The sequence below is a fragment of the Georgenia faecalis genome (assembly GCF_003710105.1).
GTDB lineage: Bacteria > Actinomycetota > Actinomycetes > Actinomycetales > Actinomycetaceae > Georgenia_A > Georgenia_A faecalis.
Genome location: NZ_CP033325.1, coordinates 1,505,980 through 1,522,202, shown reverse-complemented (window position 1 = coordinate 1,522,202; position 16,223 = coordinate 1,505,980). Strand labels below are relative to the sequence as shown.

14 protein-coding genes are annotated in these 16,223 nt (G+C 73.4%); 5 read left to right on the top strand and 9 right to left on the bottom strand.

Going from position 1 to position 16,223, the window contains the following annotated elements; genetic code table 11:
* The first annotated feature begins 43 nt into the window (after positions 1-43).
* The 5 genes from EBO36_RS06495 (at position 44) to EBO36_RS06475 (ending at position 6,396) form a co-directional block, all read left to right on the top strand.
* On the top strand, positions 44-1,723 hold the full coding sequence (locus EBO36_RS06495) for a glucose-6-phosphate isomerase (RefSeq protein ID WP_122825495.1): 1,680 nt from the start codon (positions 44-46) through the stop codon (positions 1,721-1,723).
* Positions 1,720-3,237 carry a glucose-6-phosphate dehydrogenase gene (gene zwf / locus EBO36_RS06490; protein WP_122823892.1) on the top strand — a complete coding sequence of 506 codons (1,518 nt, stop codon included), beginning with the start codon at positions 1,720-1,722 and terminating at the stop codon, positions 3,235-3,237. The genes EBO36_RS06495 and zwf overlap by 4 nt, the downstream gene beginning before the upstream one ends.
* 28 nt (positions 3,238-3,265) lie before the next feature.
* The gene (locus tag EBO36_RS06485; RefSeq protein WP_465253910.1) at positions 3,266-4,195 is read left to right on the top strand and encodes a glucose-6-phosphate dehydrogenase assembly protein OpcA; all 930 of its coding nucleotides are present in this window, start codon (positions 3,266-3,268) and stop codon (positions 4,193-4,195) included.
* Entirely contained in the window at positions 4,192-4,950 is a 759-nt protein-coding gene (gene pgl / locus EBO36_RS06480; protein WP_122823890.1) for a 6-phosphogluconolactonase, read from the top strand. Before EBO36_RS06485 ends, pgl begins: the two co-directional genes overlap by 4 nt.
* 504 nt (positions 4,951-5,454) lie before the next feature.
* Positions 5,455-6,396, top strand: a complete 942-nt coding sequence (locus EBO36_RS06475; RefSeq protein WP_164471384.1) for a hypothetical protein — start codon at positions 5,455-5,457, stop codon at positions 6,394-6,396.
* A 279-nt stretch (positions 6,397-6,675) separates the two neighbouring features.
* Here the strand turns inward: EBO36_RS06475 and EBO36_RS06470 are convergent, their stop codons facing one another.
* From EBO36_RS06470 to uvrC, 9 genes are all read right to left on the bottom strand, one after another.
* A complete protein-coding gene (locus tag EBO36_RS06470; RefSeq protein ID WP_122823888.1) occupies positions 6,676-7,023 on the bottom strand; it encodes an RNA polymerase-binding protein RbpA in 348 nt (115 codons plus the stop codon).
* A gap of 12 nt (positions 7,024-7,035) precedes the next feature.
* Positions 7,036-7,281: a preprotein translocase subunit SecG gene (secG, locus tag EBO36_RS06465; RefSeq protein ID WP_122823887.1), complete on the bottom strand. Its 246-nt coding sequence runs from the start codon at positions 7,279-7,281 to the stop codon at positions 7,036-7,038.
* A 206-nt stretch (positions 7,282-7,487) separates the two neighbouring features.
* On the bottom strand, positions 7,488-8,273 hold the full coding sequence (gene tpiA / locus EBO36_RS06460) for a triose-phosphate isomerase (RefSeq protein ID WP_122823886.1): 786 nt from the start codon (positions 8,271-8,273) through the stop codon (positions 7,488-7,490).
* Positions 8,274-8,279: 6 nt separating this feature from the next.
* Complete coding sequence (locus EBO36_RS06455) at positions 8,280-9,470, bottom strand: phosphoglycerate kinase (RefSeq protein ID WP_122823885.1); 1,191 nt, start codon at positions 9,468-9,470, stop codon at positions 8,280-8,282.
* A gap of 98 nt (positions 9,471-9,568) precedes the next feature.
* A complete protein-coding gene (gene gap / locus EBO36_RS06450) occupies positions 9,569-10,576 on the bottom strand; it encodes a type I glyceraldehyde-3-phosphate dehydrogenase (RefSeq protein ID WP_122823884.1) in 1,008 nt (335 codons plus the stop codon).
* Positions 10,577-10,847: 271 nt separating this feature from the next.
* Positions 10,848-11,828 carry a DNA-binding protein WhiA gene (whiA, locus tag EBO36_RS06445; RefSeq protein WP_122823883.1) on the bottom strand — a complete coding sequence of 327 codons (981 nt, stop codon included), beginning with the start codon at positions 11,826-11,828 and terminating at the stop codon, positions 10,848-10,850.
* Positions 11,829-11,845: 17 nt separating this feature from the next.
* Positions 11,846-12,850 carry a gluconeogenesis factor YvcK family protein gene (locus tag EBO36_RS06440; protein WP_122823882.1) on the bottom strand — a complete coding sequence of 335 codons (1,005 nt, stop codon included), beginning with the start codon at positions 12,848-12,850 and terminating at the stop codon, positions 11,846-11,848.
* Positions 12,847-13,815, bottom strand: coding sequence for an RNase adapter RapZ (gene rapZ / locus EBO36_RS06435; protein WP_122823881.1), 969 nt, complete (start codon positions 13,813-13,815; stop codon positions 12,847-12,849). Before rapZ ends, EBO36_RS06440 begins: the two co-directional genes overlap by 4 nt.
* Positions 13,816-13,859: 44 nt before the next feature.
* Complete coding sequence (uvrC, locus tag EBO36_RS06430) at positions 13,860-16,127, bottom strand: excinuclease ABC subunit UvrC (protein ID WP_122823880.1); 2,268 nt, start codon at positions 16,125-16,127, stop codon at positions 13,860-13,862.
* Positions 16,128-16,223: the final 96 nt, after the last annotated feature.

The following is a 16,223-nucleotide window of genomic DNA, read 5'->3' as shown; positions in this document are numbered from 1 at the left end:
CGCCGTCGTCACCTGGGCCGGCGAGGAGGACTCGGCCGTCGTCATGGTCAGCGCCACCGGGTCCGCCGCCGACGCGGTGAGCCAGCACGTGCCGACCCTCGTCGCCGACGCGGTCGCCTCGCGCCTCAGCGCGCAGGACGCCACGCTGTGGGGCCCCGACGCCGAGGCCGAGGCCTCCGTCCGGCTCGGCTGGACGGCGCTCCACGAGACGTCCCGCGCGCTGCTCGAGCCGCTCCAGGCGCTCTGCGAGGAGCTCCGCGAGGAGGGCGTCGACCGCGTGGTCCTCGCCGGCATGGGCGGGTCGTCCCTCGCCCCCGAGGTCATCGCCGGCACCGCGGGCGCGCAGCTCGTCGTCCTCGACTCCACCCAGCCGGACCAGGTGGCCCGGGCGCTGGGTGGCGACCTCGCTCGCACCGTCCTCGTCGTCTCCTCCAAGTCGGGCGGGACGGTGGAGACCGACTCCCAGCGGCGCGCCTTCGAGGCCGCGTTCACCGAGGCGGGGATCGACGCGGCCAGCCGCATCGTCGTCGTCACCGACCCGGGCTCGCCGCTCGCGGCGACCGCCGCCGAGGCCGGCTACCGCGCCGTGTTCGAGGCCGACCCGCACGTGGGTGGGCGGTTCTCCGCCCTCACGGCGTTCGGCCTCGTCCCCAGCGCCCTCGCCGGCGTCGACGTCGCCGCCCTGCTCGACGAGGCGGCCGCCGTCGCCCCGTTCTTCGCGGAGGACACCGAGGCCAACCCGGCGCTCGTCCTCGGCGCCGCGCTGGCGGGCACGCAGCCGCTGCGCGACAAGATCGTCATCACCGACGTCGGCTCCGGCCTGTTCCACTTCGGTGACTGGGCCGAGCAGCTCGTCGCCGAGTCGACCGGCAAGCAGGGCACCGGTCTGCTGCCCGTCGTCGCCGACGACCAGGCCCCCGAGCTCACCCACCTCGCCGCCGACGTCCTGCCCGTCGCGCTGTGCCCGCTGGCCGGCGAGGGCGTCGAGGGCACCGCCCCGTCGCCCGACGACGTCGACCTGGAGAACGCCAACCTCGAGGAGTGGGCCGCCGGCGTCCTCGACGCCACCGAGGTCACCGTCGCCGGTGGCCTCGGCGCGATGTTCCTCCTCTGGGAGCACGCCGTCGCCATCGCCGGGCGCCTGCTCGGGATCGACCCGTTCGACCAGCCCAACGTCGAGTCGGCCAAGGAGGCCACCCGCGGGCTGCTCGAGTCCACGCCCGCGCCCGAGCCGCCGGCGTTCGCCGACTCCGGCGTCGAGGTGCGCGGGTCCTCCGCGCTCCTGTCCGGCGTCGAGACGGTCGACGAGGCCGTCGCGGCGCTCCTCGACACGCTCGACCCCGAGCACGGCTACGTCGCCGTCATGGCCTACCTCGACCGCGAGGGCCGGCCCGCCGAGCTCCTCGGCGGCACGCGCGCCGCGCTGGCGGCCCGCACCGGGCGGCCGGTGACGTTCGGCTGGGGGCCGCGGTTCCTCCACTCCACGGGCCAGCTCCACAAGGGCGGGGCGCCGGTGGGCGTGTTCCTCCAGGTCACCGGCGAGCCGGAGGCGCGGGTCGAGATCCCCGGCCGCGACTTCGACTTCGCCACCCTCATCTCCGCCCAGGCCGCCGGCGACGCCCGCGTCCTGACCGAGGAGGGCCGGCCGGTCCTGCGCCTGCACGCCACCACCTCCGAGGCGCTCGCGTGGCTGGCCGGTGTCCTCGCCGGACCCGCCCGATGAGCGCCACCCTGCGCGACCCGGAGGACCGCCGCCTCCCGCGGATCGCCGGCCCCTGCGGTCTCGTCATCTTCGGCGTCACCGGCGACCTGGCCAAGCGCAAGCTCATGCCGGCGGTCTACGACCTCGCCAACCGCGGCCTGCTGCCGCCGGCATTCGCCCTCACCGGGTTCGCCCGGCGGGACTGGTCCACCGACGACTTCGCCCAGATCGTCCACGACGCCGTCCGCGAGCACGCCCGCACGCCCTTCGACGAGCGCACCTGGGAGCACCTGGCCTCCGGGTTCCGGTTCGTCCAGGGCGAGTTCGACGACGACGCCGCGTTCGACCAGCTCGCGCGCACCGTCGCGGACCTCGACGCCGAGCGGGGCACCGGCGGCAACCACGCGTTCTACCTGTCGGTGCCGCCGAGCTCCTTCCCCGTCGTGTGCGCCCAGCTTGCCCGCTCGGGGCTGTCGAAGGCGCCGTCGGACACGTGGCGCCGCGTCGTCATCGAGAAGCCGTTCGGCCACGACCTCGCCTCGGCGAAGGAGCTGGACGAGGTGGTCTCCCAGGTCTTCGCCGAGGACTCGGTCTTCCGGATCGACCACTACCTCGGCAAGGAGACGGTCCAGAACATCCTCGCCCTGCGGTTCGCCAACCAGCTCTTCGAGCCGATCTGGAACGCGCACTACGTCGACCACGTCCAGATCACCATGGCCGAGGACATCGGCATCGGCAGCCGCGCGGGCTACTACGACGGCATCGGCGCCGCCCGCGACGTCATCCAGAACCACCTCCTCCAGCTGCTCGCGCTCACCGCCATGGAGGAGCCCGTCTCCTTCGACCCGGAGGCGCTGCGGGCGGAGAAGGAGAAGGTCCTCTCCGCCGTCCGCCTCGGCGCCGACCTCGACACCACCACCGCCCGCGGCCAGTACGCCGCGGGCTGGCAGGGCGGGGAGCAGGTGCGCGGCTACCTCGAGGAGGACGCGATCCCCGAGGGCTCGACGACGGAGACCTACGCCGCGCTGCGGCTCGAGGTCGACACCCGGCGCTGGGCCGGCGTCCCGTTCTACCTGCGCGCCGGCAAGCGCCTCGGGCGGCGGGTGACGGAGATCGCCGTCGTCTTCAAGCGCGCCCCGCACCTGCCGTTCGCGCTCGGCGCGACCGAGGAGCTCGGGCAGAACGCCCTGGTGGTGCGCGTCCAGCCGGACGAGGGCGTCACCATCCGGTTCGGCGCCAAGGTCCCCGGTACCGCCATGGAGGTCCGGGACGTCACCATGGACTTCGGCTACGGCCATGCGTTCACGGAGAACTCTCCCGAGGCTTACGAGCGCCTCATCCTCGACGTGCTGCTCGGCGACCCGCCGCTCTTCCCGCGCCAGCGGGAGGTGGAGCTGTCCTGGGAGATCCTCGACCCGGTGACGGCGCACTGGGCGACGTCGGGCCCGCCCGAGCCGTACCGGCCGGGCTCGTGGGGACCGCGCAGCGCCGAGGAGATGCTCGCGCGTGACGGCAACACCTGGCGGATGCCGTGAGCGGCGGGAGGAACTCATGATCGTCACCATGCAGGCCACCACATCGGCCGCCGTGAGCACGCGCCTGGCGCGGGTGCGCGAGGCGGGCGGCGTCTCCGCCCTGGGGCGGGTCCTCACCCTCGTCATCGTCGCCGGCTCCGAGGACGTCGTCGACCGCGCCGTCCGGGCCGCCGACGGCGCGTCCCGGGAGCACCCCTGCCGCATCATCGTCCTGCTGCCGACCGGCGCGAGCGGGCCCGCGCAGCTCGACGCGCAGATCCGGGTGGGCGGGGAGACCGGGGCCAGCGAGGTCATCATCCTCCAGGCGAGCGGCGACGCCGCCCTGGAGCCCGACACCCTCGTCATCCCGCTGCTGCTCGCCGACGCACCGGTCGTCGCGTGGTGGCCGGACTCGCCGCCGGCCAGCCCGTCGACGCACCCGGTGGGTGCCATGGCCCAGCGGCGGATCACCGACGTCACCGCGTCGGCGGAGCCGTTCGCCGGGCTGCACCGCCTCAAGGACGGCTACGCCCCGGGCGACACCGACCTCGCGTGGTCCCGGGTCACCCTCTGGCGGGGGCTGCTCGCGGCCGCGCTCGACGAGCCGCCGCACGAGCCGGTGACGGCCGTGCGGGTCAGCGGCGCGCACGAGCGTCCGTCCGTGCACATGCTCGCGGCGTGGCTCGCCGAGCGGCTGGGCGTGCCCACCGAGGTCCGCGCCGAGGCCTGCGAGGCCATCACCATGGTCGAGCTGGAGCGCGCCAGCGGGACGATCCGGCTCCGCCGCGAGCCCGGCTCGTCCGTCGCCATGCTCACCCGGCCCGGCCGGCCCGACCAGCGGATCAACCTCCCGCTGCGCTCGGTGGAGGACTGCCTCATCGAGGAGCTCCGGCGCCTCGACCCGGACCAGGTCTACGGCCGCGCACTCACCGCCGGGCTGTCCGCGCTCGAGGTCCCGTCCACGCTGGAGGCCCCGTGAGTCCCGATCCCGCACCGCGCCTCGTCGTCGTCCACCCCGACGCCGACCTCCTGGCCCGCGCCGCCGGTGCGCGCTTCCTCCTCACCCTGCTCGACGCCCAGTCGGTGACGACGCCCGTCCACGTCGTCCTCACGGGCGGCACCAGCGGCACGGCCATGCTCCGGGCGGCGGGGACCGACCCGCTGCGCACCGCCGTCGACTGGACCGGCGTCCACGTGTGGTGGGGCGACGAGCGGTTCGCGCCCACCGGCGACCCCGAGCGCAACGAGACGCACGCCCGCTCCGCGCTGCTCAACGCCGTCCCGCTACCCGCGGAGAACATCCACGTCGTACCGGGGCCGGACGCGGTCGCGTCGCCCGAGGAGGCGGCGGCCGCGTACAGCGCGGAGCTGCGCGCCCACGCTGCGGACGGGGCCGAGGTGCCGGACTTCGCCGTCGTGCTCCTCGGGGTGGGGCCGGATGCGCATGTGGCGTCGCTGTTCCCGGGGAAGGCGTCGCTGGGCGTCACCGCGCTCGGCGCGCTGGCCGAGCGCGACTCCCCCAAGCCGCCGCCGCTGCGCGTGAGCCTCACGCTGCCGACGCTGTGCTCGGCCCGGCAGGTGTGGCTGCTGGCCGCGGGCGAGGGCAAGGCCGAGGCCGTGGCGGCCTCGCTCGGCGGGGCACCGGTCGAGGAGGCGCCCGCGGGCGCGGTCCACGGGCGACAGCTCACCCTCTGGCTCGTCGACGCAGCCGCCGCGGGCGTCGCGGCGAGCTGAGGCGCCCCGGCCGCCAGAGCCGCGAGGGCCGCCGCGCGGGCGCCGGACGCGCCCACCCACGGCGCACATGCCCGACGGCGCAACGTCCCCCCAAAACGACGCTATGGGTGACATCCCAGCGCTATAGGCACCACGATCTCCCCCATTGATGCCCACACCGGCCCGCGCCGCCGTACCGCACGGTCCGCCTTGCCCCGAGCCCGTAGCCCCGGAGCCCCGGAGTTGCCCCGGCGTCTCGAGCTGGCGCCTCCACGCCAAGCCGCCTAACCCCACCTCAATGGGTGACATCGCAGCGCTATAGGCACCACGATCTCCCCCATTGATCGCCACACCCGCCCGGCGCCGCCGCCCAGCGCTCTGCCTCGCCCGCGGGTAACACGCCCCCAGCAGCGACCACCTCTGACGAGCGTCCGCCGTCGTCCACAGGCCCGCACCGTGCTGAGTAATCCCCAGAGCCGCAGCCGCGGGCCGGTGTGCCGCGCGGGCGACGGCCACGCTGGCCTGATGACCCCGGAGTCACACCGCCTCCAGGCGGTGGCCCAACACCAGTACGGCGCGATCTCCCGCGACCAGGTGCGCCGCCTCGGAGGCGACGACAACTGGATCCGCACGCAGCTCGCGGCTCAGCGGTGGGTGCGGATCCACCCGGGCGTGTATCTCAGCTTCACGGGCGAGCCGTCCTGGAGTGCCACCGCGTTCGCCGGACTGCTCTATGCGGGCAAGGGCGCGGCCTTGAGCCACCGGAGTGCCGGCTACAGCCTCGGCATGATCAACCGCGCACCGCGGCCAATAGAGGTGAGCGTCCCGCACCACCGCCAACCCGCCCCCCAGCCCGGCATGGTCATCCGCCGTCGCCGGGTCATGCCGATGTGCTTCGGGCGGATTCCCGCGACGAACGCCGCCGACACGCTCATCGACATCGCGGCCACCTCGGGCGACGTCGACGAGGTCGTCCGGCTCGCACGCGAAGCGCTCCGCCACGTCCACATCGCGTACGTGCGCAAAGTCCTCGAGGACCGGCAGCGGCTCCGGCACCGCTCGCTCCTCACCGAGATTCTTGGGGCCGTCGAAGCAGGCATCGAGTCACCGTTGGAGTACCGCTACCGCCGGGACGTCGAGCGGCGGCACCGCTTGCCCCGTTCCGTCCTCCAGGTACGCCAGCTCCTCGACGGGCTCTGGATCCGAGCCGACTCCCTCTATCGAGGACGAGGGGTACGCGTCGAGCTCGACGGCCAGGTCGCGCATCCGGGCGGCCGCACCGACTCCGACGTGTGGCGCGACAACGCCGCGCTCGTCGCCACCAGTGATCTCACCCTCCGGTACCGGTGGGCTCACGTCGCAGGAAACCCCTGCGCGACGGCGCGGCAGGTCGCCCAAGCGCTGCAGTCGCGCGGGTGGCGCGGGCGGCCGACACCGTGCGGCCCGCGATGCGCGGTCGGCAGATAAGGCACCCAGCAGATAAGCCATCTATGGGTGAGGTCCCAGTGCTATGGGCACCGCAATCTCACCCACAAGCGCGAGATGCGGGGGCGGCGGGCCGGGGAGCCGGGGAGCCGGCCACGGCCCGAGTGCCTGGCTGCCGCACCGTGCGCGTGTCCGACGGCGCAAAGTGGCCCGAAACGACGCTATGGGTGAGATCCCAGCGCTATGAGCACTGCAATCTCACCCATAGGTGCGTTCGCGGGGGTGGGTGGGGGCGTCGGCAAGCCGGCGGCCCGAGCGGGCTCAGCCGCCGCGGCGGGCGCGCAGCGCGGCGAGGGCCTCGTCGAGGAGCGCGGCGCCGTCGGCGTCCGTGCGGCGCTCCTTCACGTACGCGAGGTGCGTCTTGTACGGCTCGTTCTTGGGGGGCGCGGGCGGCGCGTCCTTGTCCTGGCCCGCGGGGAGCCCGCAGCGCGGGCAGTCCCACACCTCGGGGACGACGATCTCCGGCTCCTGCGCGAAGCTCGGGCGCGTCTCGTGCGCGTTGATGCACCAGTACGAGACCCGCACGCGCGGGGCTGCCTCGCCCCGCTCGGCCTCGCCCATGGGGCCCGCGCCGACGCGTGAGCCGCGGATCGCGCTACCTCCAGCCATGTCCCCAGCCCCTCAGGCGCTGGTGGACTGGATGAGGCCGAGGAGGACGACGGCGGTCCCCCACACGAGCGCGACGCCCACCGTGATCCGGTTGAGGTTCCGCTCCGCCACGCCGGACGAGCCGATGCTGCTGGAGATGCCGCCGCCGAACATGTCCGAGAGGCCGCCGCCCTTCCCCTTGTGCATGAGGATCGTGAGCATGAGGAAGACGCTGGTCAGGACCAGTAGGACCTGCAGGCTGATCCGCAGAGCATCCACGTGGACGTGGCTCCTTCGTTGTTGATGGCCGGGCCGGGACTCAGGATAGGCGATGGACGCGCCGTCACGGCACTACATCGACAAATGAGACGGGCGCGTCGCGCACCGCCTGCGGAAAAGCACCACCCGAAACGCACCGCGGCGCCGCCCCCGAAGGGACGGCGCCGCGGTCGAGCACCTCCTGGGCACGGCCCAGGGGACGCTGCTCAGGCCTTCTGGAACTGCGCGATCTTCGCGAACTCCTCGGCGTCGAGGCTGGCCCCGCCGACGAGCGCCCCGTCGACGTCCGGCTTCGCCATGATCGCCGCGACGTTCGAGGACTTCACGGAGCCGCCGTAGAGCACGCGGACGGCCTGCGCGACGGAGTCGTCGTACAGCTCGGCCAGGCGGGCGCGGATGGCTCCGCAGACCTCCTGCGCGTCCTCGGGCGTGGCGACCTCGCCGGTGCCGATGGCCCACACGGGCTCGTAGGCGATGACGGTCTTGGCCGCCTGCTCGGCGTCGATCCCGTCGTAGGCGCCGTCGACCTGCGCGAGCGTGTAGGCGACCTGGTCGCCCGCCTTGCGCACCTCGAGGCCCTCACCGACGCAGATGATCGGCACCATGCCGCCACCCAGCGCGGCGCGGGCCTTGGCGCCCACCAGGGCGTCGTCCTCGGCGTGGAACTGGCGGCGCTCGGAGTGCCCGACGACGACGTAGTCGACACCGAGCTTGGCGAGCATCGTCGCCGAGATCTCCCCGGTGTACGCGCCCTTGTCGTGCGCGGAGACGTCCTGCGCGCCGTAGCGGATGCCGAGCTTGTCGCCGTCGACCAGGGTCTGCACGGAGCGCAGGTCCGTGAACGGCGGGACGACGACGACCTCGACGTCCTCGTACTTGTGCCCGCCGTCCTTGAGGGTCCACGCCAGCTTCTGCACGAGGTGGGTGGCCTCGTGGTGGTCGAGGTTCATCTTCCAGTTGCCCGCCATGAGCGGGGTACGGGTGTTCGTCATGAAATTTCAGTCCTCCAGGACAGCGATACCGGGCAGGACCTTGCCCTCGAGGAACTCGAGGCTGGCGCCACCACCGGTGGAGATGTGGCCGAACTTGGACTCGTCGAAGCCCAGCTTGCGCACGGCCGCGGCGGAGTCGCCGCCGCCGACGATGCTGAAGCCCGAACCGTCCTGCATGGCCTGTGCCACGGCCTTGGTGCCCTCGGCGAAGGCGGGGAACTCGAAGACGCCCATCGGACCGTTCCAGACGATCGTCTTGGCGTCGGCGATCTTGCTGGCGAACAGCTTCGCGGACTCGGGGCCGATGTCCAGGCCCATCTTGTCCGCGGGGATGGCGTCGGCGGGGACGACCTCGGCCGGGGAGTCCGCCTTGAACTCGGACGCCACGACGATGTCGACGGGCAGGACGATCTCGACGCCGTTCTCCTCGGCCTGGGCGAGGTAGCCCTTGACCGCGTCGATCTGGTCCTCCTCGAGCAGGGAGGTGCCGACGCCGTAGCCCTTGGCCGCGAGGAAGGTGAAGACCATGCCGCCACCGATGAGGAGGCGGTCCGCCTTGGTGAGGAGGTTGCCGATGACCCCGAGCTTGTCGGAGACCTTCGAGCCTCCGAGGACGACGGCGTAGGGCCGCTCCGGGTCGCCGGTCGCCTTGCTCAGGGCGTCGATCTCGGCGAAGACGAGCCGGCCGGCGGCGTGCGGGAGCCGCTCGGCGACGTCGTACACCGAGGCCTGCTTGCGGTGGACGACGCCGAACCCGTCGGAGACGTAGGCGTCGGCCAGCGCGGCGAGCTCGTCGGCCAGGGCCCCGCGCTCCGCGTCGTCCTTGGACGTCTCGCGGGGGTCGAAGCGGATGTTCTCGAGCAGCGCGACCTCGCCGTCGCCGAGCGCGGCGACGGTGGCCTTGGCGTCCTCGCCGACGGTGTCCTTGGCGAGGCGCACGGGCGAGCCGAGGAGCTCGCCGAGGCGGGCGGCCACAGGCGCCAGAGAGTACTTGTCCTCCGGCGCGCCCTTGGGACGGCCGAGGTGCGCGGTCACGATGACCTTCGCACCGGCGTCGACCAGGGCGGTCAGCGTCGGGAGGGCGGCGCGGATGCGGCCGTCGTCGGTGATGGTCGTGCCGTCGAGCGGCACGTTGAAGTCGGAGCGGACGAGCACGCGCTTACCGCGCAGGTCGCCCAGGGATTCGATGGTCTTCACAGCGGTTCCTCCTCAGGTCGGACTCTCAACGCACGGACGTCCGCGTGCGCGAGCGGTGAGCTGCGCACGCGGACGTCCGGCGATCGGTGGGAGCTAGGTCAGAGACGCTCGCCGACGTACGAGGCGAGCTTGACGAGGCTGCTGGAGTAGCCCCACTCGTTGTCGTACCAGGAGACGACCTTGACCTGGTCGCCGATGACCTTGGTGAGGCCGGCGTCGAAGATCGAGGTGTGCGGGTCCGTGACGATGTCGCTGGAGACGATCGGGTCCTCGGTGTAGGCGAGGATGCCGGCCCACTCGGGGCTCTCGGCGGCCTTCTTCATCGCGGCGTTGATGGCCTCGACGGAGACCTCCTTCTCCGCGGTGAAGGTGAGGTCGGTGGCCGAGCCGGTCGGGACCGGGACGCGCATGGCGTAGCCGTCGAGCTTGCCCTTGAGCTCGGGCAGGACGAGGGAGACGGCCTTGGCCGCACCGGTCGTCGTCGGGACCATGTTGAGGGCCGCGGCGCGCGAGCGACGCAGGTCCTTGTGGGGGCCGTCCTGGAGGTTCTGGTCGGCCGTGTAGGCGTGGATCGTCGTCATGAGGCCACGGACGATCCCGAACTCGTCGTTCAGCACCTTGGCGAGCGGCGCGAGGCAGTTCGTCGTGCACGAGGCGTTGGAGATGATGTTGTGCTTCGCCGGGTCGTAGTCCGTGTGGTTGACGCCCATGACGAACGTCGCGTCCTCGTTCTTGGCGGGCGCGGAGATGATGACCTTCTTGGCGCCGGCCTCGATGTGGGCGCCGGCCTTGGCGGCGTCCGTGAAGCGGCCCGTGGACTCGATGACGATGTCCGCGCCGAGCTCACCCCAGGGGAGCTTGGTGGGGTCGGTCTCGGCGAGCGCCTTGAAGGTGTTGTCGCCGACCGTGATGGTGTCCTCGCCGAAGCTGACGTCCTTGGGCAGGACGCCGAGGATCGAGTCGTACTTGAGGAGGTGCGCGAGGGTCTTGTTGTCCGTGAGGTCGTTGACGCCCACGACCTGGATGTCCGCTCCGGACTCCAGAACGGCCCGGTAGAAGTTTCGTCCGATCCGACCGAAGCCGTTGATGCCGACGCGGATGGTCACAGTGTTCCTCCTGATGTGCGCCGACCGGCGCACGCAAGTCGTCGTGAATGTTGGTCTGCGCCAGGGGCGCGCTGGTCCAGGTCTCCGCGAAGCGGTGTCCCTCCAGCTGTCCCCACGCTACACCGGGCACACATACGTCGCAGAGGACAAAGGTCCGACCTCCGCGACGCCCCGAATGCCTGGTAGCCCAATGCTATCGGTGCTGGCACGCCGTCCCCACGACCCGTCCACGGGACGGTCCGGCGCGCGACCGGCCGAGAGAGCGCGCGACCTACAGGTCGAGCATGTCCGGGGTGAGGACGGCCTCGGTGTCGGCGATCCCCAGCTCGCGGGCGCGCTTGTCCGCCATGGCGAGCAGGCGCCGGATCCGCCCGGCCACGGCGTCCTTGGTGAGCGGCGGGTCGGAGAGGGCGCCGAGCTCCTCGAGGCTGGCCTGCTTGTTGTCCAGGCGCAGGCGACCGGCCTGGAGGAGGTGCTCGGGGACGTCGTCGCCGAGGATCTCGAAGGCACGCTCGACGCGGGCCCCGGCGGCGACGGCCGCCCGGGCGGACCGGCGCAGGTTGGCGTCGTCGAAGTTCGCCAGCCGGTTGGCGGTCCCGCGCACCTCGCGGCGCATCCGGCGCTCCTCCCACACCATGAGCGCGTCGTGGGCGCCCATCCGGGTGAGCATGGCGGCGATGTCGTCGCCGTCGCGGATGACGACGCGGTCGACGCCGCGGACCTCGCGCGCCTTGGCGGAGATGTCCATCCGGCGCGCCGCCCCGACGAGCGCGAGCGCCGCCTCGGGCCCGGGGCAGGTGATCTCCAGCGCGCTCGAGCGCCCCGGCTCGGTGAGCGAGCCGTGGGCGATGAAGGCACCGCGCCAGGCGGCGACGGCCTCGGAGAGTCCGGCCGAGACCACCTGCGGGGGCAGGCCGCGCACGGGGCGTCCGCGGCCGTCGAGGAGCCCGGTCTGGCGGGCCAGCGCCTCCCCGTCCTTGACGACGCGCACGACGTACCGCTTGCCGCGGCGCAGCCCGCCGCCGGAGACGACGATCACGTCGCTGCTGTGCCCGAACACCTCGGACATCGCCTGGCGCAGGCGCCGGGCGGCGATAACGGTGTCGAGCTCCGCCTCGATGACGATCCGCCCCGAGATGATGTGCAACCCGCCGGCGAACCGGAGGGTCGCGGCGATCTCGGCCTTTCGGGCGGAGACCTTGTCCACGCGCAGGCGCGCGAGCTCATCCTTCACGGCAGCGGTCAACGACATGGCGGCCATCCTCCCACTCACCCGGCCCGGTTCCCGACGTCGCCCAGGAACCCCTCGAAGGCGTCCCGGTACGCGCCGGCGAGCCGCAGCGGGTCGTGGCGCGGCGTTCCGTCGCCGGCGCCGACCTGCCGCAGGAGCAGTGTGGCGCCGCTCTCCTCGGCCGCGACGGTGAGCTCGTCGAGGTCCTCGACCACGGTGGGGTCGGCGATGACGACGTCGAGCCGGAAGTTCGGGGCGTGCTCGCGGAGGGTGCGCAGGTGGTCGGCGGCGTTCATCCCGTCGGTCTCCCCCACCTGGGCCGAGAGGTTGAGCGTGAGGGCCCGCCGGGCCGGGGTGGTCTCGAGCGCCTCGGCGAGCTCGCGCACGAGCAGGTGCGGGAGGACGGAGGTGTACCAGGACCCGGGGCCGAGGACGACCCAGTCGGCGGCGCGGATCGCGGCGACCGCCTCGGGGCAGGCGGGCGCGTCCTCGGGCAGGACCCGGACGGACTCGATCTGCCCGCTCGTCACCGCGACCCGGGACTGGCCGCGCACCACGCGCGGCGCCTCGGAGTCCGAGCGGCGCACGCGGGCCTCGATGTCGAGCGGGACCGCCGCCATGGGCACGACGCGGCCGCGCGCCCCGAGCAGGCGGCCCACCCAGTCCAGGCCGGCGACCTCGTCACCGAGGATGTCCCACAGCGCGATGATGAGGAGGTTCCCGACGGCGTGGTTGTCGAGCGGCCCGTCGGTGCTGTACCGGTGCTGGAGCACGTCACGCCACGTCTCGCCCCACTCGGTGTCGTCGCAGAGCGCGGCGAGCGCCATGCGCAGGTCCCCCGGCGGGAGCATGCCCAGCTCCTGGCGCAGCCGCCCGGAGGACCCGCCGTCGTCGGCGACGGTGACCACGGCGGTGAGGTTCTGGGTGACGTAGCGCAGGGCGCTCAGTGTGGCGGACAGACCGTGCCCGCCCCCGAGGGCGACGACGGAGGGGCCGCGGTCCTCCCGCGCCGGCCAGCGTTCTCGTTCCGTCCCGGGCGTCATTCCCGTCCCACGTCCCGGTGGAGCGTGCGGACCTGCTGGCCCCGCGCGCGCAGCTTCTCCGCGATGACCTCGGTCATGGCGACGGAGCGGTGCCGACCGCCGGTGCACCCGACGGCGATGGTGACGTACGGCTTGAGCTCCGCGACGTAGCCGTCGAGGACGGGGACGAGCGCCTCGACGTACCGCTCGGCGAACTCGCGGGCGCCGGGCTGGTCGAGCACGTACTGGCTCACCGGGGCGTCATGGCCGGTGAGGTGGCGCAGCTCGTTGACCCAGTAGGGGTTCTGGAGGAACCGGACGTCGACGACGTGGTCGGCGTCGAGCGGCAGGCCGTACTTGAAGCCGAACGAGAGGACCGTGAGGTTGAGCGGTCGCTCCGCCTCCCCGGCGACCTTCTCGCGCACCGTGCGGGCGAGGTCGTGGACCGTGAGGTCGGTGGTGTCGATGAGGACGTCGGCCCGCTCACGCAGGTCGGTGAGGAGCTTCCGCTCCGCGGCGATGCCGTCCATGATCCGGCCGTCCCCCTGGAGGGGGTGGGCGCGCCGGACCTGCTCGTAGCGGCGGACCAGCTCGGCGTCGGAGGCGTCGAGGAAGATGATCCGGTAGTCGGTGCCCTGCGTGCGCAGCTCGCCGAGGACGGAGACGAGGTCCGCGAAGAACTCGCCGCTGCGGACGTCGACGACGGCCGCGAGGCGGTGCACCGCCCCGCCCGAGGCCGTCATCATGCGGGCCAGCGCGCTGAGCATCTTCGGCGGGAGGTTGTCGACGACGAACCAGTCGAGGTCCTCCAGCGCGGTGGCGGTGCGGCTGCGGCCCGCCCCGGACATCCCGGTGATGATGAGGAGCTCGGGTCGCTCGGCGGACGGCGGGCGGGTCGACTCGTCCAGGGCGGGGATCCCCTGGGGAACCGTGGTCGGCGCCGGCTCCTCCGTGTCGTGGTGGTCGGGGGTGCTCTGGGGGTTCACCACCTCAGGATGCCAGCCCGGTGCGTCAGGCCGCAGCCCGTCGCTCACCGGCGGACCGTGGAGGCCGGAACGGCCGACTCCCCGGGGACCGGCTCGGCGGCACCCGGGCTGGTCCCGGAGTCGGCGCGCACGACGACGACGGGCTCCTCCGCGGACGGCCCCTCCGCCGACGTGGTGGCGGGCGTGGCGGCGCCGGCGCCTGGGGCTTCGGCGGGCGTGGCGGCGTCGGCGGGCGTGGCGGCGTCGGCGGGCGTGGCCGCGCTGGTCGGGCTGGCCCCGGCGAGGGCGTCGACGACGGCCTGGGCGGTGCGCGGCCCGACCCCCTTGACGGCGGCGATCTCCTCGGCGCTCGCCTGGCGCAGCGCCTTGACGGACCCGAAGGCCTTGAGCAGCGCGGCCGCGCGGGTGGGGCCGAGGCCGGGGACGTCGTCGAGCGCGGAGCGGGTCATCGCCTTGGAGCGGCGGCCGCGGTGGTGGCTGATGGCGAACCGGTGCGCCTCGTCCCGCAGGCGCTGGAGCATGAAGAGGCCGGGGCTGGTCCGCGGCAGGACCACCGGGAAGTCCTCGCCGGGCAGCCACACCTCCTCCAGCCGCTTGGCGAGGCCGACGAGGGCGACGTCCTCGATGCCCAGCTCGTCGAGGACGCGCTGGGCGGCCGCGACCTGGGGCTGCCCGCCGTCGACGACGACGAGGTTGGGCGGATAGGCGAAGCGGGTGGGTCGGCCGGTGCTGGGGTCCACCGGTCCCGAGCGCAGGGGGCGGCCGTCGTCGTCCACCGGGGCGTCCACGGACCCGACGTCCACGGGTTCGGCCGGGGCGCCCACGGCGGCGCCGCTCGCGCCGACGACCCCGCCGCTCGCGCCGGACGTGGCGCCGTCGGCGGGGACCTCGCGCTCGGAGCGGTAGTGCCGGAACCGGCGGGTGAGGACCTCGCGCATGGCGTCGGTGTCGTCGCGCGCGCCGGTGCCGTCCTCGCCCCGGACGACGAAGCGGCGGTACTCGCCCTTGCGCGGCAGCCCGTCCTCGAAGACCACCATCGACCCGACCTGGTGCTGGCCCTGGATGTGGGAGATGTCGTAGCACTCGATCCGCAGCGGCGACTCGGGCAGGTCGAGGGCCTCCTGGAGGTCCTGCAGCGCCTGGCTCCGGCTCGTGAGGTCCCCGGCGCGCCGGGTCTTGTGCAGGACGAGTGCCTGCTCGGCGTTGCGCCGGACGGTCTCCGCCAGCGCGCGCTTGTCCCCGCGCTGCGGCACCCGGACGGCGACGTTCGCGCCGCGCAGGCCGCGCAGCCAGGCGGCCATCTCCTCCGGGTCGGGCGGGAGCACCGGGACGAGCACCTCGCGCGGGACGGCGGTGGTGCCGCCCTCCCCCGTGCCGGCGTCGCCGTAGACCTGGAGGAGCAGGCGCTCGACCGCCTCGGAGTCGGTGAGGTCCTCGACCTTCTCCACCACCCAGCCCCGCTGGCCGCGCACGCGTCCGCCGCGCACGTGGAACACCTGCACGGACGCCTCGAGCTCGTCGGAGGCCATCGCGAAGACGTCGGCGTCCGTGCCGTCGGAGAGGACGACGGCGTTCTTCTCCACCACGCGGCGGAGCGCGCCCAGGTCGTCCCGCAGGCGCGCGGCGCGCTCGAAGTCGAGCTCTGCCGCGGCGGCCTTCATCTCCCGCTCGATGCGGCGCACGAAGGTGCCGGTCTCCCCCGCCATGAAGTCGCAGAAGTCCTCGGCCAGAGCGCGGTGGGCGTCGACGTCGATGCGGCCCACGCACGGCGCCGAGCACTTGTCGATGTACCCGAGCAGGCACGGCCGGCCGGAGCGTTCCGCGCGCCGGTAGACGCCCGCGGAGCACGTGCGCACCGGGAAGACCCGCAGCAGCAGGTCGACCGTCTCGCGGATCGCCCAGGCATGGGAGTACGGCCCGAAGTAGCGGGTGCCCTTGCGCTTCGCGCCGCGCATCACCTGCACCCGCGGCACCTCCTCGCCCATGGTGACGGCGAGGTAGGGGTAGGACTTGTCGTCGCGGTACTTGACGTTGAACCGGGGGTCGTACTCCTTGATCCAGGAGTACTCGAGCGCGAGCGACTCGACCTCCGTGCCGACGACCGTCCACTCCACCGACGCCGCCGTCGTCACCATCGTCCGGGTACGCGGGTGCAGCGCCGTGATGTCCTGGAAGTAGCTGGACAGGCGCGACCGGAGGTTCTTCGCCTTGCCGACGTAGATGACCCGGCCGTGGGCGTCGCGGAAGCGGTAGACGCCCGGGGACTCGGGGATCTCGCCGGGCCGCGGGCGGTAGGTGGACGGGTCGGCCATGGGATCGAGCCTATGTCAGTGCACCGACGTGGTCCGTGGCGGGTGGGGTGAGGACCACCTCGAGCGGACCAGGCCGGTTCGGCCCTGCCCGGGCGC

Excerpts from the sequence above, each read along its gene's own strand:
- EBO36_RS06440 (WP_122823882.1), bottom strand. The coding sequence starts at position 12,850 with ATGACGCCCGGGACGGAACGAGAACGCTGGCCGGCGCGGGAGGACCGC.
- EBO36_RS06475 (WP_164471384.1), top strand. The coding sequence starts at position 5,455 with ATGACCCCGGAGTCACACCGCCTCCAGGCGGTGGCCCAACACCAGTAC.
- uvrC (WP_122823880.1), bottom strand. The coding sequence starts at position 16,127 with ATGGCCGACCCGTCCACCTACCGCCCGCGGCCCGGCGAGATCCCCGAG.
- whiA (WP_122823883.1), bottom strand. The coding sequence starts at position 11,828 with ATGTCGTTGACCGCTGCCGTGAAGGATGAGCTCGCGCGCCTGCGCGTG.
- EBO36_RS06470 (WP_122823888.1), bottom strand. The coding sequence starts at position 7,023 with ATGGCTGGAGGTAGCGCGATCCGCGGCTCACGCGTCGGCGCGGGCCCC.
- EBO36_RS06485 (WP_465253910.1), top strand. The coding sequence starts at position 3,266 with ATGCAGGCCACCACATCGGCCGCCGTGAGCACGCGCCTGGCGCGGGTG.
- tpiA (WP_122823886.1), bottom strand. The coding sequence starts at position 8,273 with ATGACGAACACCCGTACCCCGCTCATGGCGGGCAACTGGAAGATGAAC.
- EBO36_RS06495 (WP_122825495.1), top strand. The coding sequence starts at position 44 with ATGGTCAGCGCCACCGGGTCCGCCGCCGACGCGGTGAGCCAGCACGTG.
- zwf (WP_122823892.1), top strand. The coding sequence starts at position 1,720 with ATGAGCGCCACCCTGCGCGACCCGGAGGACCGCCGCCTCCCGCGGATC.